We start from the raw sequence: 23,481 nt of genomic DNA on the forward strand, positions 1-23,481 counted from the left end.
CTCCGACATCTGCAATCCAATATCCAACATCGCATTACTCATCCTTCAGCGTATCCACTGGATTCATCTGGGTCGCCCTGAAAGACTGGGCAGAAACCACTGCTATCGTAAATGCTATTCCTGCAAATCCCAATAAGGTAAAGTTGAGCCAGGAAGGCCATTCTTTCACAGCAAACTGCTCAATCCATCTTTGCATAAAGTATAGACTCAGTGGCAATGCCACCAGTACACCTATAAATGTAATGACCAGAAACTCTTTGTTGAACAACCAGGAAATGCTCCAGCTAGAAGCTCCGAGCACTTTACGGATTCCTATTTCTTTGGTACGCCCGGCTATACTCAGTGCTGCCATCGCAAATAGTCCCATCGCTGCGATCAGAATCGCTATACAGGCTGCCATTAAAACCATTTTCCCAAGCCGATCATCGGCTATATATTGCTTTTGTACCGTCTCATCCAAGAAACTAAAGCTAAACGTCTCCAAGGGAAATACACGCTCCCATTCATTTTCCAGCAACATTCTGAAAGATTCGAAGTCAGTCCCGACACCTTTCACCATCACTTTTGGATTGGTGGAAGAATGTATCATGAGCATGTTGATACCGCTAAATATGGTCTCCGGACTTTTAGCAAGAATCACCGGCTCTATTTCCTTGTACAAGGAATTATGATTAAAATCCTTCACCACACCCACGATTTCATGGTTACCGATTCTCTTACTTGGCAATAACTCCCCAAGAGGATCAACCCAGTTCATTGCTTTGGCAAAAGTCTCATTAATCAGAACCGCAGTGCTGTCTGATCCAGGCTGGGCATTTAGATCACGGCCTTGCGCCAGCTCCAGCCCAAGGGTTTTCACATATTCCCCACCCACGAAATTCAATCGAAAATTAAACTGCTTGCCATCTTCCATCGGGAATCCGCCGTCCCAAAATGCATCATCTCCATAGGTTGCAATGGTAATCCCCGCAGACTGGACTTCTGATCTACCTGCCAATGCCTGTCTGTATTTTTCCGCCTGGGTAAAGCTTGCATTTATAGACTTTACAAAGCTGGTGCTTGGCACATCCGGCACATCGACCAGTATTACCATATTTTGATCAAAACCCAAGTCATAATCCCTGATAACCTCCATCTGATTCACCATGATTAAGGTAGAGGCAATCAACAAGAAGGAAATGAAAAACTGAAATGCTACCAATCCCTTTCGAAGTCCCTGCTTTCCAAATCGTATAGAGAGATTTCCTTTCAGCACTTTGATTGGCTTCAGGCTGGACATGAAAAAAGCCGGATATGCACCTGCCATTGCCGTAATCAAAATCACCAAACCAACTAAAATGAGAATTTGTGAAGAACCATACACGAGTTCGAGTTTCTTATCAAACAAATCATTGAAGGTAGGGATTAAGGCTTCTGCCAAGATCAATCCGAAAACCAATGCCGATATCGTGGTCAAAAATGCTTCTGTCAAAAACTGTAAAACCAACTGACCAAAATCTGCTCCCATGGTCTTGCGAACCCCGACTTCTTTGGCTCGGGTGACAGACCTGCCTATCGCCATCGTGGTGAAATTGATACAGGCAATCAATAGAATCAAAAATGCAATGCCTGCCAATATCCAAAGCAAGGATGGCCTGGTGGATTCCACCATTCCAGAATCCGTATTCTCTGTCAGGTGCATTTCTGCTATAGGCTGAAGGGTAAATAAATACTCTCCTTTTTTGTATTCTTCACCTAGCACATTCTTCATCATGCTTTCCACTCCGGCTTCCACGGATGCTGTGGCACTTGGATCGTTTAATTTCACATAGGTATCACCATGTACTTGAAACCATGAGTTTTGACCGAATTCGTCAATAGAATAATCAAGGTTCTGATCATTCATCAGTACTTCAAACTGAATACTGGAATTGGCAGGAAGATCTTTCAGAAGACCAGTCACCTGATATTCCTCATAGTTGTCCCCCATCAGAATCCGGATAGATTTCCCGATAGGATCGGCTTCGCCAAAGTACTTTTTGGCAACCTCCTCAGTGATCACTACACTGAACTTATCCTGTAAAACCTGATTTTTATTTCCTTGGAGCAACTCAAAACTGAAAATCTCAAGGAAATCCGGACTTACCATTAAGTAGATTTGATTTTGTGTAGTCTCCTCATCCAGATACGTCTGGGCGGAGCCACTAATCATACGTGTAGTATGTGTCACTTGTGAAAACTCACTTGCAAAAGTAGGTGCTGTGATTATCGGTGTGGAAAATGAAGTGAAGCTCTCCCCTTCCTCGACTTGGTGGCGTTCGATTCTAAAAATCTTATCACTTTCACTATGAAAATCATCAAAGTTGCTTTCAAACTGAACAAAAAAGAAAATCAACGTGCTAACTCCCAGGCCGAGCGTAAGACCAATCAAATTAATTCCTGTGTGTAATTTGTTTTTGGTCAGATTACGAATGGCGATTTTTAGATAGTTTTTCCACATTGGAATAGTGTCAGTTATAAGTGCAAGTGAATTACAATTCCAGGTCAAATAATTTGAGTCACTGCACATTGACATCAAATTTCTATGCCATTAAAATACTGGTAAAACAGCCCTCCTTCGCCCAAAATGCAGTTTTATCACAAATTCAATCGGACGATTTTGTTCGTTGGCGATCAAAGTCTGCTAAGTGAGCCAGGCGTGTATCGTCAGAGATTGGAATTGGTTAGGTTGAACTTCCAGCATTACCCCACAATAAATTGTATAAAAGGTTATTCTACTATAAGGCATTAGTCCTTAAGATTTTTAATTTTACTTTCTGCCACTTTCAATCCACTCCAAACATGTCAAAGACTGACGTGAACAGCCTTTAAAAACTCCCGCATGACCCAAGATAGAAGAGCATTTTTGCAGAAAAGCACCTTAGCAGTGATGTCCGCGGTTCTTGGTGCGGATATAGTCCATGCGGCCACCATGCCCAAAGGATATATCCCTGTTGCGCTACCTGCGGATTTTGATCCAATGAAAGGGAAAAGTGAAGGGATGATCATTCGAAATGAAAAACCATGGAACGTCGAGCCTGCACCACATTTATTAAATGATCCGATTACACCATTCTCTAGCATTTTCATTAGAAATAATGGACTGATTCCAGAGGATGTGGATGCTGCCAACTGGACACTTACTATAGGTGGAGAATCTGTGGTCAAGGAAAAAACCTACAGCTTGGATGAACTCAAAAAGAAATTCAAGCCCTATACCTACCAACTGACTTTAGAATGTGGTGGAAATGGCCGTGCGGGTTTTTACCCTCCAGCATCCGGAAATCAATGGGAGGAAGGAGCTGTTTTCTGTTCGGAATGGACTGGCGTAAGACTGAAAGATGTTTTGGCTGATGTTGGAATCAAAGCCGACGCGGTTTATGTGGGCTATTACGGCAAAGACAAGCACCTCAATGGTGATCCTGCCAAAGTAGTGATCTCCCGAGGCGCTCCTATTGCCAAAGCTATGCAGGATGAGACACTGCTGGCATGGGCGCTAAACGGGAAAGACATTCCGCTGGCACATGGCTACCCACTTCGGTTGGTTTGTGGAGGCTGGCCAGCTTCGGTTTCCGGCAAGTGGCTGCACAAACTAGTCGTTAGAAATAAAGTACATGATGGAGAGAAAATGATGGGTGATTCCTACCGGGTTCCAAAATACCCTGTAGCACCAGGCCAGCAAGTGCCTGATGAGGATATGAAAATCATTGAGTCCATGCCTGTGAAATCGATCATTACTTACCCAAAATCAGGAGCGATGTTTGGCACTTCAAAAAAATTGACCGTTCAGGGCCATGCTTGGGCAGGAGAGCATGAAGTGAGTAATATGGAGGTATCTACAGATTTTGGAGCCACTTGGAAAAGGTGCACCTTGAAAAAACCGGTAAATCGACTGGCTTGGCAGCAATGGTCTATAGCTCTGGATTTTTCGCAGACAGGCTACTATGAGATCTGGGCAAAAGCCACTGATAATCAGGGAACCTCTCAGCCTATGGTCATACCGGGATGGAATCCTAAGGGCTACTTAAACAATGCCTGTCATAGAATCGCGGTAAAAGTAAGCTGAAGTCCATGAACAATATCCCTGACAATAAACCGAGTAATTCTAATCATAAAAAGCACCAACTTTTCAATGGGCTGACAAAATCAGTAGCTTGGCTTCTGGGCATACTCATGCTGCTTTTGGGACTTGTACTTTCATTGGTCTTCCTGCCAAACATCTCTGCCAAGATGAGTTCAAATGCTACAGAAGAATCCCTTGTAATCTCAAAAACTGTAGCTGATTCCACGATTCAACTTGTGGATGGCAAGGATCTCACGACTGGACTCCTTGCAGGGGAAGGACTGGAATTGGTCAAAGCAAACTGCACCAATTGCCACTCAAGTGCCTTGATTCTTCAAAACAGGTTTACCCGAGAAGGTTGGCACGCAAAGATTGTTTGGATGCAGGAGACGCAAGGGCTATGGGAATTAGGTGAAAGCGAATCTATTATTTTGGATTATCTGGCAGCAAACTATGCCCCAGCACCACCTCAAGGAAGAAGAATGCCACTAAGTGGTATAGAATGGTATGAGTTAGAAGACTAAGGACTGCAGTTTAACTTTACGGACAATTTTTCCATCCAAGACTTCCTATCAGCTACCACAAAATCATATTCACGGCCATCAATGGTCATAATGCGCAGACCATTGTCAATCAATTTCCCTTTCTTTTTCAGTGGTTCTTAACTTATCACAACCTTCCTTATCAATCGTATAGGACAGATTGATAATCTTCCAGGCCTCATCTTGCTTGATCAGGGTAAAGACATCCACACCACAGTGAGAGAACTCCCCGTTCAGTCTAAATTCATACGGCACCCAGGCCATAGCCATTCCGCCATTTATTTTCACATCCATGCTATATGCCTTTTCGAGGTAGGAATTCTTTGATAGAAAAGATTTCAGATCATCCTTGAAAAACCTCATTCTGCTTCTGGATGGACTTACTGTATTGTTAACTGTCCAGATCTGCCCTTCCATAAAAGCGACCTGCTTTAGTAATACGGTATCCTGCTTTTCTAAGGATTCAAAAAATTGATTGACCACTGCTTTGATCGCAGCTTCTTCTGTCTTTTCAGCTTCCTGAGAAAAGCAATCAAAACAGCTCATTAGTGCAAGGAGCAAAAATATATTTTTCATATGATTATAATTTGATTTTTAAAGGCCATAACCTGTCCCGTGACGAAGGAAACGGGATGGAATCTTCGCATGCATTATAATCATACCTCTGTGTGTCGCTCTGGGTCATGCTCGATTTCATAATAAGAGGCATCTCTTTTAAGTCCCAAAAACTCCAGTACCATCGGATCTTTTATGATCTCTTTGGCATCTGATAACACTTTCTCTTCTCTAGCTACAGCTAATACATTCTTGACATCATTACTTAAAAGCAAGCGCTCAAAAAGCTGACTATTGACTTGTCTTTCTAACTTCCGCGCTGTCCAGCTATACTTTTCTGACTCAGCTAGATAAAACTCCCGTTTATCTTGATTGCTAATTCCTATCAAAGTTTTGTAGTGAGTCCAGCTCAATTGCGTCCGCAGTGCCGACGCAATTGAGAAGGCGCGGTAAAACTGCCTGTATCGCTGTAATTACACACCTCATTACTGAACCTATTACATAATCCGAGTTTAACAAAGCTAAGCTGGTGGTCTATACTAATGCCTTTATTGCGAAGATAAACAGGAAAAATCCTGAGTTCACTATTTACGAAGCCTTCGAAAAAAAGTCTTTTGACTAGAATGTCAGTACCGAAATTTTCAAAGAATATGATGAAAAGATGACAGATTTATATTCGGAGATAACCTCGGATTTAGATTTTGATATTTTTTCAATGCAACAAACGTAATTTTTGTTTAACTTTTTGATCTATGGGAAATCTCACAGGAAGATCATGGTGACAACAAATTTTCTGATCTTACAATTTCTGCCGGTGCAGTTGCACTTTTAACATTTGACAGACATTTCCAAGTGTTTAAAGATCTCCAATTCCCAGTTCAGAATATTCTAAACTCTTAAATATGTATTTTAACTTGCTTAGCGTCCTTTTGGCCGTGATCCCGATGCTATTGAACGTAGGACTGCTTTATATTATTGGCGTGAAGATGCCAAAGGACGAAAGAACAAATATTTTTATTTTCCTTTTGTTATGCCTGGTTTTTTGGCAGCTTGAAGCAGTCCTTCTTAGAATCTCGACTACCTATGAAACCAAAGTATTAATAGATAGATTTCTGAGCATGGGGTGGATTTTTGTAGGTTCATTTTTACTTCATTTTATTTCCAACCTGGTGAATTTTCCATTTGCAAAAAGTTGGAGATTTAAGCTTTTGAATTATGGTATCACTCTGATTTTTTTTCTACTCTACCTTAATTACCCACAACCACATGTTTTCTCCGAGCATCCCTTTTTTGGAAGTATTCCATCTGTAAGGCCAGGTTCACCTGATATCATTTCAAGATTTTGGATTTCATTTCAATCATTTTTTGGACTGGTATTGATCTTGAAGTTTTTGAAAGAGAATCACCATAAAAAGAGTCAGGACAAAAGAGTAACCCAGGTCAAGTGGGTTTTGGCGGGAATTATACTTCCTGTGCTTTCAGGTTTTGTCACACATGTTGTGTTTCCTTGGTTTGGAGTTGCTGACTTGGCAATTACCTCGTCTACGATGACAATATTCACTGTTTGCACTTATTTCGGAATGAAAAAAGCAGATTTGTTTAATTATTTCGAGCTAATTCCTTTGGATAAGATCATGAAAGAAATGTCAAATTTCTTTATCCTTTTTGACAAAGACCTAAATGTAATCCTAAAGAATGAGTACGCAGACAGGTTGATTTTCAATGAATCCTCCAAATCTGTTAATTTGGAATCTTTTTTAACTCCCGAATCCAAAAGGAGATTAATCCAAACCATCGATCAAAATAAGGAGGTAAAATGGCTTGATAGACTAAACTTTCTTGACTCAAGTCAAGAGCCACTACCATCAAAGGCTGTTATCCAGAAGATTGAAATTAACAAAAATCCCGTTCTGTACCTTCTTATAGGAACAGACGGAAAAGAGTTGCTTCAATACAAACAAAAGCTGTCCGCATTCAAGGAATATTTTAGGTATTTCCTGAAGACTTCCAACGAATCATTTTTTGAACTTGATCCCGAAAGCGGAAGCATCAGCTGGAATGATTCGGAATACAAAATATTCGGACTCAAACCACAAATAGATATTTTCTCCTTTGGAGAGTTTGAAAAATATTTCAATCAAAGTAGGTCCTCTTTAGAATTTGAAAAATTATTAAACTGGGTAAATTCTGATGAGATAAAACCAATCATCCTTCATTTTGAAATCAATAATTGCAAGGAAAAAACTCAAAATCTGACACTTAATGCCATTAAACTCCGCAAAGGATCTACTACAAATAACATAAAAGTAATTGGCACACTTCGGGATGTAAGTTCAGAATTTGATTACTTCAAACAGATCTCAAAAAGAGACCTGGCACTGAAAGAGATAATCTGGGTTCAATCACACAAAGTCAGGGCACCTTTGGCCAATATTCTGGCATTGACTGATATTCTTAAAACTGATGACAACCTATGTAAGACCTCCAATAAGGAGTTTTTGACTGCTCTGGAAGCATCTGCAATACAACTGGATATGGTCATTAAAGAAATCGTAAATAAGGCAAGCGTACCGGAAGAAAAACTTTGATTAACACTTTCTAAGTCATTTATGGGAAGAAAAAAACCCGAGCAAGACCTCTTGCTCGGGTTTCAGATATTAAAGACTTACCGATTTACTTCACCGACTGAAGGAGTACGTCCTATTATAAGATTGCTTCGGAGGTACGTCATCGCGAGGAGGTACGATGCAGCCTGTCCGCCGTGGCGGAAAGCAGTCTTACGATGGAACACTTACCTAAATACTGAAGATTGCTTCGGGAAGACTCGTCATCGCGAGGAGGTACGACAAAGCGATCTTACGTTTGAAGGAGTACTTCCCTTTATAAGATTGCTTCGGGGCGGTAGCTTACCAGTGATCAATTTGTTTTGGAGACGCCCCTCGCAATGACGGAGACTCGTCAGCGTGAGGAGGTACGGAGCAGCCTGTCCGCCGTGGCGGAAAGCGATCTTACGGTGGAACACCTACCCAAATACTGAAGATTGCTTCGGAGGTACGTCATCGCGAGGAGGTACGACGAAGCGATCTTATCTTTGATGGAGTACTTCCCTTTATAAGATTGCTTCGGGGCGGTAGCTTACCAGTGATCAATTTGTTTTGGAGACGCCCCTCGCAATGACGGGGACGCCCCTCGCAATGACGTGGACGCCTCTCGCAATGACGGGAACACCCTCACAATGACGGGCTACTTATTATTCCAAAAATAGATCAAACTGGTCTGCGCCATAAAGGAGGTAAGGTTTTCTCCTTTTGGGAAGTCCGGGGTACTGGCCGGATCTAGCTGCCATTGGTAGTTGCGGGCATTAATGATTTGCAGCTTGGAGCTAAGGAGACAAAAAGCTAGTCTGCAAGTAAGGAAGTAAAAAGTATAACGGTTAATACCATTTGTCTCATATCTACTAAAAGTTCTGGATATCCCCCCACAAATCTTTCCAATCCGGATTTATCGAATTGATTAAGTCTTCCTTTTTCTTCCTACTACCTCCTTTAATCTGTTTTTCTCTTGCTATTGCTTCCTCAATAGAATGGAAGGATTCAAAATATACCAGCTTAGTAAGCTTATACTTGCATGTAAATGACTTTGGATCTAGTCCACTTTTATGCTCATAAACTCTACGGATCAAATTATTAGTCACTCCAGTGTAGAGCACGATATTTTTAAAATTGGTCATTATGTAAACTGCTCCCCCTTTTACCATAACTGTTAAAAATACTATGTCGATTTATGTGATTGCTGCGGAGGTACGTCATCGCGAGGAGGTACGGAGCAGCCTGTCCGCCGTGGCGGAAAGCGATCTTACGGCGGAACACCTACCTAAATACTGAAGATTGCTTCGGAGGTACGTCATCGCGAGGAGGTACGACAAAGCGATCTTATGTTTGATGGAGTACTTCCCTTTATAAGATTGCTTCGGGGCGGTAGCTTACCAGTGATCAATTTGTTTTGGAGACGCCCCTCGCAATGACGGGGACGCCCCTCGCAATGACGTGGACGCCTCTCGCAATGACGGGAACACCCTCACAATGACGGGCTACTTATTATTCCAAAAATAGATCAAACTGGTCTGCGCCATAAAGGAGGTAAGGTTTTCTCCTTTTGGGAAGTCCGGGGTACTGGCCGGATCTAGCTGCCATTGGTAGTTGCGGGCATTAATGATTTGCAGCTTGGAGCTAAGGAGACAAAAAGCTAGTCTGCAAGTAAGGAAGTAAAAAGTATAACGGTTAATACCATTTGTCTCATATCTACTAAAAGTTCTGGATATCCCCCCACAAATCTTTCCAATCCGGATTTATCGAATTGATTAAGTCTTCCTTTTTCTTCCTACTACCTCCTTTAATCTGTTTTTCTCTTGCTATTGCTTCCTCAATAGAATGGAAGGATTCAAAATATACCAGCTTAGTAAGCTTATACTTGCATGTAAATGACTTTGGATCTAGTCCACTTTTATGCTCATAAACTCTACGGATCAAATTATTAGTCACTCCAGTGTAGAGCACGATATTTTTAAAATTGGTCATTATGTAAACTGCTCCCCCTTTTACCATAACTGTTAAAAATACTATGTCGATTTATGTGATTGCTGCGGAGGTACGTCATCGCGAGGAGGTACGGAGCAGCCTGTCCGCCGTGGCGGAAAGCGATCTTACGGCGGAACACCTACCTAAATACTGAAGATTGCTTCGGAGGTACGTCATCGCGAGGAGGTACGACAAAGCGATCTTATGTTTGAAGGAGTACTTCCCTTTATAAGATTGCTTCGGGGCGGTAGCTTACCAGTGATCAATTTGTTTTGGAGACGCCCCTCGCAATGACGGAGACTCGTCAGCGTGAGGAGGTACGACGCAGCCTGTCCGCCGTGGCGGAAAGCGATCTTACGGCGGACCAACTACCAAAATACTGAAGATTGCTTCGGGAAGACTCGTCACTGCGAGGAGGTGCGACGCAGCCTGTCCGCCGTGGCGGAAAGCGATCTTACGGCGGAACAACTACCCAAATACTGAAGATTGCTTCGGGAAGACTCGTCACTGCGAGGAGGTGCGACGCAGCCTGTCCGCCGTGGCGGAAAGCAGTCTTATGTTTGATGGAGTACTTCTTTTTATAAGATTGCTTCGGGAAGACTCGTCATCGCGAGGAGGTACGACAAAGCGATCTTACGTTTGATGGAGTACTTCCCTTTATAAGATTGCTTCGGGGCGGTAGCTTACTAGTGATCTATTTGTTTTGGAGACGCCCCTCGCAATGACGTGGACGCCCTTCGCAATGACGGTGATGCCTCTCGCAATGACGGGGACGCCCCTCGCAATGACGTGGACGCCCCTCGCAATGACGGGCTACTTATTATTCCAAAAATAGATCAAACTGGTCTGCGCCATAAAGGAGGTAAGGTTCTCTCCTTTTGGGAAGTCCGGGGTACTGGCCGGATCTAGCTGCCATTGGTAGTTGCGGGCATTAATGATTTGCAGCTTGGAGCTAAGGAGTAGGTTATCCCACCTCTTGTCGAAGAGGAAACCTATGGAAAGGTCAACCCAGGGTTTTCTTTCTGTATCCTGAAGCTGGGCCTTGTAATAGAAGTCCTGGTTATTAGCCAAACGCTCAAATTGAATTCCCATTTTGTCCATTCCTTCAACTAAGGAGAATTCTAGCGTCTGCACATTAGATCCCACTCCTATTCCTACTCCAAGTGGCTGTCCTTTTTGCACAAATCCACGAGCAGGATTATGCGTATGCCAAGTCAGTCCTCCACCTAAACCTCCATTACGTATATACCTGTTAATAGATTCCTGTTGCAGGGTCATCTCTCCCCGTACCTGAAGTAGTTTGCTGATTGAAGGCAAATCAAATAACTGCACGAAACCTAAGATATAGGCTCTTGCGTGCTCTGGATTAAGTGTAAACTCTCTCCAGTCTTTGGAATGATCTCTGCGCCCAAATTCGAAATAAATTTCGCTCTTCGACTTAGGCATTACAAATCGTCCAAAAACAGAAATCTGCTGATCTTGCCCTACTGCGTCTCTGTCATACCCATAGGCATCTTTAGTCACGCCTTCAAAGACCGGCAAATAGCTTAAGAAATCATTTCCCATTGAGGCACTATATTGTTGGAATGTTCGTGTAAATCCTAAAAATAAGCCCGGAATCCACTTAGGATTATAGGAAAGCATTAATGCATTCAAATATCTCCAGTCTCCGGAAAAGGATTTGAAATATTGGGAGTTTAATTCTGGATACTGAGAAGGGGCATAACCGGAGTTTTGCAGCTTACCAATTATCAACTGAGTTTCAAAGTTCCCAATAAAAGTCTTTGCAGGCTTAGTGGTATTGACAGTCAAATGAGGAAAACCCTGTGCATTGTTAGAAAAGGTAAGTGCATTAAATTGCCCCGGTCCCCACCAGATATTTTGAGTAGCCCCACCTACTTCAAATGCACCGTACTGAAAAGTAAGCTTGGATTGCCCCCACCATGGATTTACCAACCAGCCATCTCCAAATCGCTCAGGAAAATCTCCAAAATTCCAAAAGAAGAATTTGCTTCCTATTTGAGAATCAGAGAATTCATCTAAGTTGGTTCTAAAGCCCTTGTTTTGCGCTACTACAATTTCAGGCCTAAATGTGAGATTGATAAACTTATACTTGGCCTCTACCCCACCCGAAAAATAGGTCTGAAAACCTGGATTAGAAATCATTCCGTTATCTCCCCATCCATAAGGTCTTTTGGAACTAATGCGGGTAGTATTAATGAAGGGGCTGGTCTTAATAGATAATTTTTTGTCACTATAAATTTCAAAAAATAGACCCTGGCTAGTATCAGCTAAAATCGGCCTTAATGAAAATGAGGTAGATTTATACGAAGAGTCAACTAATTGACTACGCCTACTATTCTCTTCTAAGACAGGGAAATTAGCTGGAATTGATTGAGAGAAAGAGACCCCTGAGATCAATAAAAAAAGAAAAGTAGCTGCAAGATTCTTCATTTAATTACCAGTGATAAAACTTATTCTTCTCAAATCTAAAATCATCAGTTTTAGCTTCATCCAATGACAAGTTAGAAAAAATCATAAGAGATGAATCTGCTGATTTTGCTTGAAGCCCATTTGCATATCCTCCTGGGACGAGCAAAACAATTGGATAACTTGCATCCAAAATAAATTCAAAAATTTGTCCGACCAATCCTTTATCGAAATCATTAATTTCCACCAAAACAATTTTACTGATTCCACTGATAGGCATAATAGCTTTGGTTTCAACCTTATGGGCCTGCCAAGCTCTAATTTGATCTTTTTCACCAAAAGAAATTGAGTAAAATCTTTTTACTGAGGAAAGATCAAACTCATTACAGTAGCGCAATTCACCTCTGTCATCTTTATGAACTGAAATAGGAATAAGGTTGGGCCTATTCAAATGTAATTTGGGATAACTTTTTCAAATTTTTATATCTGTCAAAAGAATGAGAAAGCAGTTTTTGAGCCGATAAGCTCATCGAATCCAATTCGGTTTTGGATAATGTCATCATTTCTTTAAATCGAGCTGCTATCATATCAATATTATTAGAATCTGCACTCAAACCTAGCTTATACTCACTTATCATTTTTGGTACTTCTCCTTTCATTACAGCAAAAATAGGTTTCTTATACTGAAGATAAGTTTGAAATTTACTTGGAATCATGATCTCATAAATTGGGGCATCAACAAGTGAGATTATAAGTACATCGCTTGCTTCAAAATAATCAGGCATCTCAATTAAAGGTTTCCTTCCAGTAAAATTCACGTTGGGGATTTTCTCATTATTGACCAGACTTTTTAGCTCTTTTAAACTTGATCCGTTTCCAACAATATTCAGATATGCGTCAGGAAATTCTTTTACAGCTTTATTAAATCCATGAAGTACATTATCTAAATTTTGAACCTTTCCTATGTTTCCTGCGAAAGTAAAATTTATACTTCCTGGAAGCTTTAATTTTCTGGTAGCTGATTCATTTATTAAAGACCAATTTGGAATCCAAACAATATTCTTTTTCGATTTCAAGTATGAGTTTATTTTGGGAGAAAATCCTTTGCAGGAAACCGCAATTTTATCTGCAGAATTATAAATCAGTTTAACTAGATTGTTTAGCAGGAAGTCCAACAATCTGTTAGGTTTAAAGCCATATGCATAAACCGTTTCTGGCCATAAATCTTGAGTCCAGATTGTCAGATTCTTATTGTAGATTTTTTTAAGCAGTACTCCTGGTAATGCCACAGTTAATGGCCCTGTCTGATATATAAAAATTCGGTCAAACTTTCTGCCAATAAATAACGCTACGATGGAAGAAAAAACCACAAAGGATAGGTAGTTGAAAATTTTGATCACCTTACTTTTTTGATACCCCTGAATCACAGGCACTCTGTGAATTGGTATATTTTGGTAGAAGGTTTTTTGATATAACTTATTTTTGTAGCCAGAAAAAATCTGTCCAATTGGATAAGAAGGAGTACGTGTTAAAACTTCAACAAAATATCCCTTCTTTTTCCAATACCTGGCTAAATCGTTAATAACAAACTCTTCAGGAAAAAAAACTTCCCCAATAATCAAAACTCTCTTATCCTGCATTCGGATAAATAGATGTGTAAAGTGACCTATTCGCAGACATGAATACCTTCATTTCTTCTATCATAACTTCATAAGAGGGAATAGCAAAATCAACGTCTGTTCTCTCACACATCAAACTTTTATCCACCTGCTTACCTTCTACAGAATTTATTTTAATCCCACATTCAAACGTTTTATTAAAAGCACTTAAAAGATCAAATTTTGAAATTGCTTGACCATTTGTAACATGATAAAGCCCATTTAAATCCTCATTAATAGCTTTTTGTATAACTCTACTCAGCTCAGTTGTAGTGACGCCTCCCCAAAATGCTTTTGTAAATCCATTAATCTCTCCTGCCTGATTCATAAACCAATGAAATAATCCTTCACCATTCTGCTTTATTTCTGGACCAATGATGGAGGTTCGCAAAGTAAGATGCTTGTCTGAGAAGATCTCACCCAACCCCTTCCCTCTACCGTATACATCATCTGCATCCCGAAAGTCTGACTCTACATATCCTCCTTTTTTACCGGAAAAAACACAATCAGTGGAAATATGAATCACTTTTGAATCAATTTCATCAGCAACACTTGTAAGCCAATGCGGGAAATACGCATTAATCAAAATTGAATTTTTAGGATTTTGATTTGAGCCCTTTATTAAAATGCCTATGCAGTTGATTAGTACATCAGGCTTTATTTCTTTTATAATTCCTTCAAGCTTGTTGAAATCAGTGATATCACAAATGATTGTTTGATCCCTTAGTTTATTTCTGAAAGAAAGATCATAAACCTCAAATTCCTTGGATTTCTCCAAATTGAAAAAAACCTGATGGCCAAGCATTCCGGTAGATCCTAATATTAATACCTTTTGCATTACTTATTCCAGGTTACTTTATTAACTATAGAAGTATAACTCTGAATCGCTCTAATTACCCGGGTAGAACAATTAGTTACCTGATATTCCAAAGGCAGATGTGCTTGTCCGCTTTCATGTAATTCTTGTGCAATAGGTATAGATTGCAACATACTGTCAGTGCTGATCCCTCCAAGAACAATTGTTCCAGCATCTATTGCCTCAGGTCTTTCTGTGCTCGTACGAATACTCACAGCTGGAAAATCCATCATAGCAGCCTCTTCAGAAATAGTTCCGGAATCAGAAAGCACTACAAAAGCTTCCTTTTGTAATTTGACATAATCAAAAAACCCAAGAGGCTCTATATTTCTGATCAATTCATGAAATTTGATTCCACTGGATTTGATTTTGTTTCTGGTTCTAGGATGTGTACTGAATATAATTGGCATCTGGTATTTCTCTGCTACAGCATTCAACGCTTCAGACAAAATATTGAAATGGTCTTTCAGGTCAATATTCTCTTCCCTGTGAGCACTTACTACCAAGTATTTCTTTGGCTCCAATTCTAATTTTTGAACCACACCAGAATTGAGTATTTCTGATTCGTATTTGTTTAAGACTTCTTTCAACGGAGAGCCTGTCACAAAAACATGGTCTTTACGGAATCCCTCACTGAGTAAATACCTTCTGCTATTCTCTGTATAGGTTAAGTTAATATCTGAAATATGATCAGAGATTTTTCTGTTTATTTCTTCCGGCACATTCTGATCAAAGCAACGGTTTCCTGCTTCCATATGGAAAATGGGAATCTTCAATCGCTTCGCTGCAATAGTGCAAAGCACGCTATTAGTGTCTCCTAATACCAAAAGAGCATCTGGCTTAAGCTCTGCCAGTAACTCATAGGATTTGGCTATGACATTACCAATGGTTTCTCCTAGGTGTTTTCCCGCTACATTGAGATAATGATCCGGTTCTCTCAATTGGAGATCTTCAAAGAAAATCTGATTTAATGTGTAATCGTAATTTTGTCCCGTATGTATTAAGATATGATCAAAAAACTCATCACACTTTTTAATGCACTCTGCTAGTCGAATAATCTCAGGGCGCGTCCCTACTACAGTGACTACTTTCAATTTGTTGCTCATTACTTTTTCCAATTTTTCAATTCATCCTGAATATATTCTAGGCTCATCAATTTCTCTTTGATCTCAGGAATACTTAATCTATGCGTGTTATGGGAATTGTAATCTACTAAATCAGAAGCATGAGTATTTCCTTCCGTGAAGTAACTACCATAATTCAAGTCCCTATTATCTGCAGAAATTCTAAAGAAGTCTCCCAAATCATCTGCTTTCATCATTTCCTCTCTGGTGCAGAGGGTTTCAAACAGCTTCTCACCATGTCGCGTTCCGATGATATTAATCTCAGAATCAGAATTAAACAATTCTTTCAAAGCTATAGCTAGATCTCCTATCGTGGAAGCAGGAGCTTTTTGTACAAATAAATCGCCTTGGTTTCCATGCTCAAAGGCAAACAATACTAAATCTACGGCTTCATCCAGTGACATAAGGTATCTGGTCATTTCTGGGTCAGTAATTGTCAAAGCCTTACCCTCCTTCAACTGCTCAACAAAAAGAGGTATAACAGATCCTCGCGAAGCCATGACGTTTCCATAGCGAGTCAGACACACTTTAGTTTTATTCGATTGGATATTTCTGGATTCTGCTACAGCTACTTTCTCCATCAAGGCTTTAGTCATTCCCATGGCATTGATAGGATAAGCAGCTTTATCTGTACTAAGGCAGATAACATTCCTAACTTTGTTGGCAACACAAGCTTTGATGACGTTTTCGGTTCCGAAAACATTGGTTTTTGTAGCTTCCATAGGAAAGAATTCACAAGATGGAACCTGCTTTAGAGCTGCTGCCTGGAACACATAATCAACTCCTTTTAAAGCAGAATCCAAGCTACTATAGTCTCGAACATCACCGATATAAAATTTTACTTTGGGACTGTTTAAAGCGACCCTCATATCATGTTGTTTCTTCTCGTCACGGGAAAAGATCCTTATTTCTTTTATATCAGAATCTAGAAATCGTTTTAGAACTGCGTTACCAAAGGAGCCCGTACCTCCTGCAATTAGAAGAGTTTTATTTTTGAACATTTTTATTGTATTTGTAGAAGCAGTCTTGAATAAAATCAAAAGTCGCACAAGAGGTTTTATCCCAAGAATATATTTTCACTTCTTTTTGATTTTCTATTATATATTTTTCTCTTATTTCAGGATTATTTAGCATAAATTTTAAGGAACTTTTTATAGAACTAATTGAGTGCGAATCAAAATAAAAACCTGAATTTTTTAAAAATTCTGGCATAGGTTGTTTATCACTACATGCAATTGCTGAACCTGAGTACATTGATTCAATCAATATATTAGGCATATTTTCACAGGTAGAGGCAAATATTATTCCATCAGTTTGTTTATAAATTTTATTTATTTGAGAATATTCTACATTTCCTTTCCAGTCTATAAATTCCCTATTAGGATCAACATTATCAATAGTTTTAATCAACAATTTTTCAGCAGGTAAAAAAATTGAGCCACCTATTAAAGTTAAAGAAACTGGATATCCTTCATTACGCAATTCACCAATAACTTTAACAATATTCCACTGATGTTTATATAAATGAACAGTTGAGACATACAAAAAATTAAATGGATGAGAGAAAGAATAATGATTTATTGAGTATTGTTTTTTAGGTAAACTTGAAAAATTAGAAGAAATTCCGTGATGAATTAATACAGTATTAACACCAGTAAAATCAATAAATTTACTAGCAATACTTTGAGCAGCTTTAGAAATAAAAATTACACCAATAGACTTTTCAAACGATTTTTTTTGTCTGAAAAAGCTTAAATCAAATTTAAGCTTTTCAAAAATAGATTTAAATTCAGAAACAGTCTTTTTATCGTACAATAACATATTCCGTGACATGCCTACTACAGGACGAAAAGATCCTAGATAATCTCCCGTTATGGAAAATAATATGTCACAATTTTTTCTAACAATTTTATCAAATAAAAAATATTGGAAAATAAACCTCATTAAGAAATTACTATTTAAAAACGGATGAGTAATTTTAAATATAAATGAATTATTAGGTAAATTTTTTAAAACTTTAGAAGAAGCATAAATATAAATATTATCAAAAGAAGATTTAGACAAATGAGCATCATTCAAAATCTCTTTTAAATGAGTTACTCCTCCTCCCCCACCAACATTAGTTGCATCAATATAAATATTCATAATTTAATAAATTCTAAAAATAGAATTAATAGGAACGCAGAACTTATATATTAAATAAATTAAAATTATTTTAAAAACAAATATAGAATAAAAAACAGTAGTGAATTCCCCGTGCAAAAAGGTAGGTAATAAAAAAAGAATAACAACATAAAACAAGTCATTTGTAATTAAATTGAAATTAGAAGTAAAGGACACGAAATTATTAAAATATTTAAAAAATGAATAATATATTAAAACAATAATCAGGAAACCAAGAATAGGACCAAAAATAAACCCAAAATTAAGTATTCCGTCAACAATAAATCCAGTAGAATAATTACTATACCCATCATGAACATTATAATATGTATTAGTAAAAATGACTCCTGAAGTATCTGGCTTATTACTCCATAAAAACCGCGGAATAAAATTAGAAAATATTGTAAAATAAGTGGAGCCATAATAATAATCCACTAAAATATCTTTGTTAGAAATTACATCGATTGGAAATAAACCATATGAAAAATTAGCAAATTCAAATTTCTTATCAATGTTGGAATTCGATAAACCGGTTGAAAGCTCACCATCCTCATAGGAATATCCATAACGTGCAACACCTAAAACAAAAGCTACGAGTAAGGCAGCAAAACCAATACTAACTATTTTTAATATATTAACATCTTTAATAATCAAATTATACATAATCAACATTAAAATGAAATTTACCAATAATGTCGACCTGGAACCTGACAATAATGATATAGAAATAAAAATTAAAGAATGTAGAAGGAAAAATAAAAAAGATCTTTTGTTAATATTAATAGAACGAATTAAAAAATAAAAATATATAAGATTAATAATTAAAATAGATCTAATAAAAAATAGATAAATTCCATATCCTTGCCACATTACAACTCTCAAATTTATTGAATGAACATAAGCAGAAATTCCACCCATCTCAAATATCATCACAATTTGAAATAAAATTGGAATTAATGTAAGCATCCAAAGACGCCCAAAAATAATTCGCTTATTAATAAAGATAATTTTACCTTTAATAAACGTAGATTTAAATTTTATTTCATAAAAAAGGACAACCAACGAGATTAATAATACATATAAAAAATATAAATACACCAATATTGAAAAATCAATCCAAAAAATATCTCCCCAAAAGATAGTAATATTAAAAAATAATACCTTAAAGGGAGAAAATATATTAGGAGAATACTTAAATGACACAAACAGCATCAACATAAAACATGAAAAATAAGTCAAACCTATAAGACTCATAAAGTTTTTATTAATTGTAAGAATTTGTCTGAAACTCTTTGATAAGAAAATATTTGACTAACCTCTCTACCTTTATTTCCGACAGATAACGAATTATCCCAATCCTGAACAATTTCAGATAATCGTTGAGAGAAATGGTGATAATTAGCTTTAGAATAAAAAATATTTAAATTGTCAACAAAATAATTGCTCAATTCACCGACATCTGTAACTAGAACAGGTTTACCAGATGCTAGATATTCTACAACTTTAGAGGGAAATCCACCTTCCGCCTGTTTATTTGAAGGTCGACATAAAACTAGAATATCAGCATATTGATAAAAATTAGGCACACTCGAATGAGATACCCTTCCTACTAGTTCTACTTTTGAACCCAAATTAAATTTTAAAATAAGACTTTTAATCTCATTATAGTCTTTTAAATTACTAGTACTCCCAATTAATTGTAACTTAAAATCAATATGATTTTTTGAAAAAACATTAAAAGCCCGAATTAGATCTGGCACACCATCTTTATTATTCCCCCAGTCACCACAATACGTAATATATCTTACTTTAGTTTTATTATATTCACCCTTAGTGTAAAACAAATCCGTGTTAACAATTGCTGGTAAAATAAAAATAGGAGAGTTAGGGGATATGAATTTAGAATAATATATTCTCAAGGCTTCTGAACATGTAATTAATGCGTCAAAATTCGACATAAATAGGTCGTATCTAACACTTCTCTTATAACTTAAGGTTGAAATACTGGAAGATATAATATGACTGGGAAATTCATTTCTTTCCGAAATCCACTTTGATTTACGCGATTTTAGAAGTTTAATAAAATATAAATTACTAAATTCACCATAGAAAATAAAAGTTGAAGACCTATTAAAAAGTATATAAAAATGAACACAAACTAGGATCAATAGTTTATAAAGTATAGAAAATCCTTTTAATGAATAATTCCTATTTTTAAAAATTTTTAGTTTAGCTTTATCTGAGTTTTTTTCGTTAATTCCTTTTATAAATAGGTTGCACCTATTTATAGCTGCTGAACCTGATTTATTTTCACCAATTATAAGGTAAATAATCATTTATATTGAAACTTTAAATATTGACAGAATGGTTTTTTTCAGTAAAACTCTTAATAAAACGATATATATTAAGGAAAATAGTAAAACAGAAAATATTACATTTAAATATGAACCTAATCCAAATATTGAATTAAAAAAAAATGTTAGGCCTAGAGCAACTAAAGATGAAAACATATATGGAGTTACATCCTTTAACTGGTCTTTTATAGAGTAATCAATAATTGCTCCTCCAAAATACATATTAATTGGGAGTATAATTAAAAAGTAAATGCTTTGACCTAAAATTAAATATAAAAAACCAAATTTTAAAGTAATGAATATAGTTATGACTAATACTATTTTTTTCAAAATCTCTAATTTCAGTATTAAAGAAGCTTTATCATAAACTTTAAGAGGAACCATTGTCAATGGATGTATAGGAAACGTCAAAGAAGCTACAGATAGTACTTGAAAATAAATAACTATATTCATCCATTTAGGGCCTAATAAAATAAATATTAAGTCATGTGCCAACAATATTAGCAAAAACGATATTGGTAAATTATATAAAAATATTTTACTTAATATGTATGAATATTTAGACTTAAAATTTAAAATATTTCCTTTCAAGGAAGCTAATACAGGAAAAGAAACTCGATTAATAACAGCGTCTATTAAAATAGATGGCTGAGATGAAAATCTATATGACTGAGAGTACAAACCTAGCTGAAATTGCGAAAAATATCTAGATATTGTCAGTGGGTAAATATTATTAAATAAATTATTGATAAAATTAGAGGCCAATATGTTTGTAGAATAGGACATAAAATTATGAATAGGATCCATTCTAAATGATAATTTAGGTCTCCAATTAGATTTTAGCCAGAGCAAAATATTTTGAATTAAAACATTAACTAATTGCTGATAAACAATGGATTGAACTCCATATCCCCAATAAGCAAGTAAAATACCAGTAATCCCAGAAATTATATTTGATAGGAATGAAAATATAGCTAACAGCTTAAAATTTAAATCCTTAATAAGCATAGTTTGTTGAACTATACTAATCGCACCTAATGGGATTATTAGAAAAAGAATTTTTGCTAAATAATCAATTCTATAATCTTTAAAAAAATTAGATATTTCCTGTGCGCTAAAGAATAAAATAATGTAAAGTAAAACTGATACTAAAAAGTTAAACCAAAAAACTGAATTATAATCTTCATTTGTGCATTTTATTTTACTAATTAAGGCTTGACTAAATCCTCCTTCAACTACAATACCAGCCATAATCGTAAAGACATTTAATATTGCTATTAATCCAAAGTCCTCAGGATCCAGAAATCTAGATAAAATTAAAATTAGAATAAGTTGAATTGCATATTGAGATATTTTTTCAAAAACACTCCATTTTACAACCATACATTTATTTTTAATACAAATTATTTAAAATTTGTCATTTAATTTTATTAATATAAAGTGAAATATTCAACTCTTTTAATAATTTTGGTAATCTAAACTTTGTATTTGGATTGATATACAAAGACTGCTATAATACCATCAATACAATATTATATTTTCTTCACATACCACTGCACCCCTTCGTCGATCCCCTTATCAATACTATGGCTTGGTATATATTCCAGCAAAAATTTAGCTTTTTCTACTGAAGCCAAAGAATGTGGAATATCACCCTTCCGATTTGGACCATGCACAATTTCTATTTCAGCGACAGACTGATCATAAATTGATAGATGTTTTTTAATCAACTCAGTCAGTTGAACCAAGGTGGTTCTATCCCCAACTGCAGTATTATACACCTGATTCAAGGCTTCCTGATTCTCTGTTGTTAGACACAGCAAATTCATCTGAATCACATTATCTATATAAGTAAAATCACGAGAGAAAGTCCCATCCCCATTAATTATAGGACTCTCATGATTCATAAATTTCTTTACAAATAGAGGGATTACAGCAGCATAAGCTCCATTTGGATCCTGGCGACGCCCGAAGACATTGAAGTATCTTAATCCAATCGTATTTAGACCATACGTCTTGAAAAAGTTTTCGGCATACAACTCATTCACATATTTTGTAATTGCATAAGGCGATAATGGCTTCCCAATCACATCCTCTACTTTAGGCAAGGCTTCTGAATCTCCATAGGTAGAACTACTAGCTGCATATACAAAGCGCTTCACTCCAGCATCACGAGAAGCTACCAACATATTCAAAAATCCACCCACATTCACATCATTTGTAGTGATAGGATCATTGATAGATCTTGGAACAGAGCCTAATGCTGCTTCATGCAATACAAAATCCTGAGACGCACATGCATTATGACATGTAGTCAAATCACGAATATCACCTTCTATCAGGGTGAAATTAGCATTATCTAAAAAAGGCTCAATATTGTATCTATGGCCAGTAGCGAAATTATCTAAGCAGGTAACTTTGGCTCCAAGTTCCAATAAAACTTCACACAGATTGGATCCTATAAAACCAGCTCCTCCTGTTACTAAAATTCGCATTCCGGTTAACTTTTGAAACTGTTGGTATGATTTAAAGTCATGCATTTGGTAGGGTTAAGAGGTTAAAATGGTTAAGGGTTAAGGGTTAAACTGTGCTTTGGAATTAACTTTTAACAGATTGTGAGATTGTTAAGGGTTAAGAGGGTTAAAGGTTAAGGGGTTAAGGGTAATGTTAATGGGTGAGCTTAACCCTATAATCTACTATCCACCAATTCCTTTTTCAAGACCGACTTCACATCAAACACCACTTGTGAATCTGATTTCTTTATATCCCAGGTTTTGAACTCCTAATGTCCAACTGCAAATATCTCCATAGGTTAATCTTGAAAGAAGAGCCAGTCTGATTGTAAAATATTATATATCCTAGCCTCTATTCTGACTGTCTAAAAACCTCATGACCACCTTCGACCAAATGCATATCCTTTTGCATCAATTTGATATCTGAAATCATCATATCATTTACTAATCCTGCCAGGTCGTACTCTGGAGTCCTGCCTAGTTGGGTGTTGGATTTAAGGGTTAAGTGGTTAAGGGTAATTTTATAAGATTTTGCTTACAACCAAGTCCTCAAATCCGGTATGGGTGTTGTCGCTTCTGAATGAAGCACTGCCTTGACCCGTACTCCATAGGCCTTTTCGAGTTTCTG

General features: G+C 37.0%; 18 protein-coding genes and 1 pseudogene. 3 read left to right on the plus strand and 16 right to left on the minus strand.

Annotation, left to right across the window (positions count from 1 at the left end; all coding sequences use genetic code 11):
• Positions 1-34: 34 nt before the first annotated feature.
• On the minus strand, positions 35-2,479 hold the full coding sequence (locus U3A58_RS12690) for an ABC transporter permease (protein ID WP_323823826.1): 2,445 nt from the start codon (positions 2,477-2,479) through the stop codon (positions 35-37).
• A gap of 381 nt (positions 2,480-2,860) precedes the next feature.
• Between U3A58_RS12690 and U3A58_RS12695 the strand changes: the two genes are divergently transcribed.
• Complete coding sequence (locus U3A58_RS12695) at positions 2,861-4,084, plus strand: sulfite oxidase (protein WP_323823828.1); 1,224 nt, start codon at positions 2,861-2,863, stop codon at positions 4,082-4,084.
• Positions 4,085-4,089: 5 nt separating this feature from the next.
• Positions 4,090-4,605, plus strand: coding sequence for a hypothetical protein (locus tag U3A58_RS12700; protein ID WP_323823830.1), 516 nt, complete (start codon positions 4,090-4,092; stop codon positions 4,603-4,605).
• A 105-nt stretch (positions 4,606-4,710) separates the two neighbouring features.
• Here U3A58_RS12700 and U3A58_RS12705 read toward each other — a convergent pair whose 3' ends face one another.
• Positions 4,711-5,199 carry a nuclear transport factor 2 family protein gene (locus tag U3A58_RS12705; RefSeq protein WP_323823832.1) on the minus strand — a complete coding sequence of 163 codons (489 nt, stop codon included), beginning with the start codon at positions 5,197-5,199 and terminating at the stop codon, positions 4,711-4,713.
• A gap of 80 nt (positions 5,200-5,279) precedes the next feature.
• Positions 5,280-5,639 (minus strand): annotated as a pseudogene (locus tag U3A58_RS12710) (DUF1016 N-terminal domain-containing protein); the annotation flags it as partial.
• Positions 5,640-6,080: 441 nt separating this feature from the next.
• Between U3A58_RS12710 and U3A58_RS12715 the strand changes: the two are divergent.
• Positions 6,081-7,766 (plus strand): histidine kinase N-terminal 7TM domain-containing protein, encoded by a 1,686-nt coding sequence (locus tag U3A58_RS12715; RefSeq protein WP_323823834.1) that lies wholly within the window; start codon positions 6,081-6,083, stop codon positions 7,764-7,766.
• 869 nt (positions 7,767-8,635) lie between these two features.
• Here U3A58_RS12715 and U3A58_RS12720 read toward each other — a convergent pair.
• From U3A58_RS12720 to U3A58_RS12780, 13 genes are all read right to left on the minus strand, one after another.
• The gene (locus tag U3A58_RS12720; RefSeq protein ID WP_323823836.1) at positions 8,636-8,908 is read right to left on the minus strand and encodes a GIY-YIG nuclease family protein; all 273 of its coding nucleotides are present in this window, start codon (positions 8,906-8,908) and stop codon (positions 8,636-8,638) included.
• Between the two features lie 574 nt (positions 8,909-9,482).
• Positions 9,483-9,755, minus strand: a complete 273-nt coding sequence (locus tag U3A58_RS12725) for a GIY-YIG nuclease family protein (RefSeq protein WP_323823836.1) — start codon at positions 9,753-9,755, stop codon at positions 9,483-9,485.
• A gap of 813 nt (positions 9,756-10,568) precedes the next feature.
• Positions 10,569-12,209 (minus strand): capsule assembly Wzi family protein, encoded by a 1,641-nt coding sequence (locus U3A58_RS12730; protein ID WP_323823838.1) that lies wholly within the window; start codon positions 12,207-12,209, stop codon positions 10,569-10,571.
• Between the two features lie 4 nt (positions 12,210-12,213).
• Positions 12,214-12,636, minus strand: a complete 423-nt coding sequence (locus U3A58_RS12735; RefSeq protein WP_323823840.1) for a WxcM-like domain-containing protein — start codon at positions 12,634-12,636, stop codon at positions 12,214-12,216.
• Positions 12,629-13,825 (minus strand): glycosyltransferase family 4 protein, encoded by a 1,197-nt coding sequence (locus U3A58_RS12740; RefSeq protein WP_323823842.1) that lies wholly within the window; start codon positions 13,823-13,825, stop codon positions 12,629-12,631. The genes U3A58_RS12735 and U3A58_RS12740 overlap by 8 nt, the downstream gene beginning before the upstream one ends.
• Positions 13,815-14,681 (minus strand): dTDP-4-dehydrorhamnose reductase family protein, encoded by an 867-nt coding sequence (locus U3A58_RS12745; protein WP_323823844.1) that lies wholly within the window; start codon positions 14,679-14,681, stop codon positions 13,815-13,817. The genes U3A58_RS12740 and U3A58_RS12745 overlap by 11 nt, the downstream gene beginning before the upstream one ends.
• Positions 14,681-15,805, minus strand: a complete 1,125-nt coding sequence (gene wecB / locus U3A58_RS12750) for a non-hydrolyzing UDP-N-acetylglucosamine 2-epimerase (protein ID WP_323823846.1) — start codon at positions 15,803-15,805, stop codon at positions 14,681-14,683. The genes U3A58_RS12745 and wecB overlap by 1 nt, the downstream gene beginning before the upstream one ends.
• A complete protein-coding gene (locus U3A58_RS12755) occupies positions 15,805-16,824 on the minus strand; it encodes a polysaccharide biosynthesis protein (protein WP_323823848.1) in 1,020 nt (339 codons plus the stop codon). The genes wecB and U3A58_RS12755 overlap by 1 nt, the downstream gene beginning before the upstream one ends.
• Positions 16,811-17,968, minus strand: coding sequence for a glycosyltransferase (locus tag U3A58_RS12760; RefSeq protein ID WP_323823849.1), 1,158 nt, complete (start codon positions 17,966-17,968; stop codon positions 16,811-16,813). The genes U3A58_RS12755 and U3A58_RS12760 overlap by 14 nt, the downstream gene beginning before the upstream one ends.
• A gap of 3 nt (positions 17,969-17,971) precedes the next feature.
• The gene (locus U3A58_RS12765; RefSeq protein ID WP_323823851.1) at positions 17,972-19,240 is read right to left on the minus strand and encodes an O-antigen polymerase; all 1,269 of its coding nucleotides are present in this window, start codon (positions 19,238-19,240) and stop codon (positions 17,972-17,974) included.
• Complete coding sequence (locus U3A58_RS12770) at positions 19,237-20,322, minus strand: glycosyltransferase family 4 protein (RefSeq protein ID WP_323823853.1); 1,086 nt, start codon at positions 20,320-20,322, stop codon at positions 19,237-19,239. The genes U3A58_RS12765 and U3A58_RS12770 overlap by 4 nt, the downstream gene beginning before the upstream one ends.
• On the minus strand, positions 20,323-21,723 hold the full coding sequence (locus U3A58_RS12775; protein WP_323823854.1) for a lipopolysaccharide biosynthesis protein: 1,401 nt from the start codon (positions 21,721-21,723) through the stop codon (positions 20,323-20,325). It abuts the gene before it with no gap.
• 149 nt (positions 21,724-21,872) lie between these two features.
• Complete coding sequence (locus tag U3A58_RS12780; RefSeq protein WP_323823855.1) at positions 21,873-22,835, minus strand: SDR family oxidoreductase; 963 nt, start codon at positions 22,833-22,835, stop codon at positions 21,873-21,875.
• Positions 22,836-23,481 lie beyond the last annotated feature (646 nt).

It is taken from the genome of Algoriphagus persicinus (assembly GCF_035156415.1).
GTDB classification, from domain to species: Bacteria; Bacteroidota; Bacteroidia; order Cytophagales; family Cyclobacteriaceae; genus Algoriphagus; species Algoriphagus persicinus.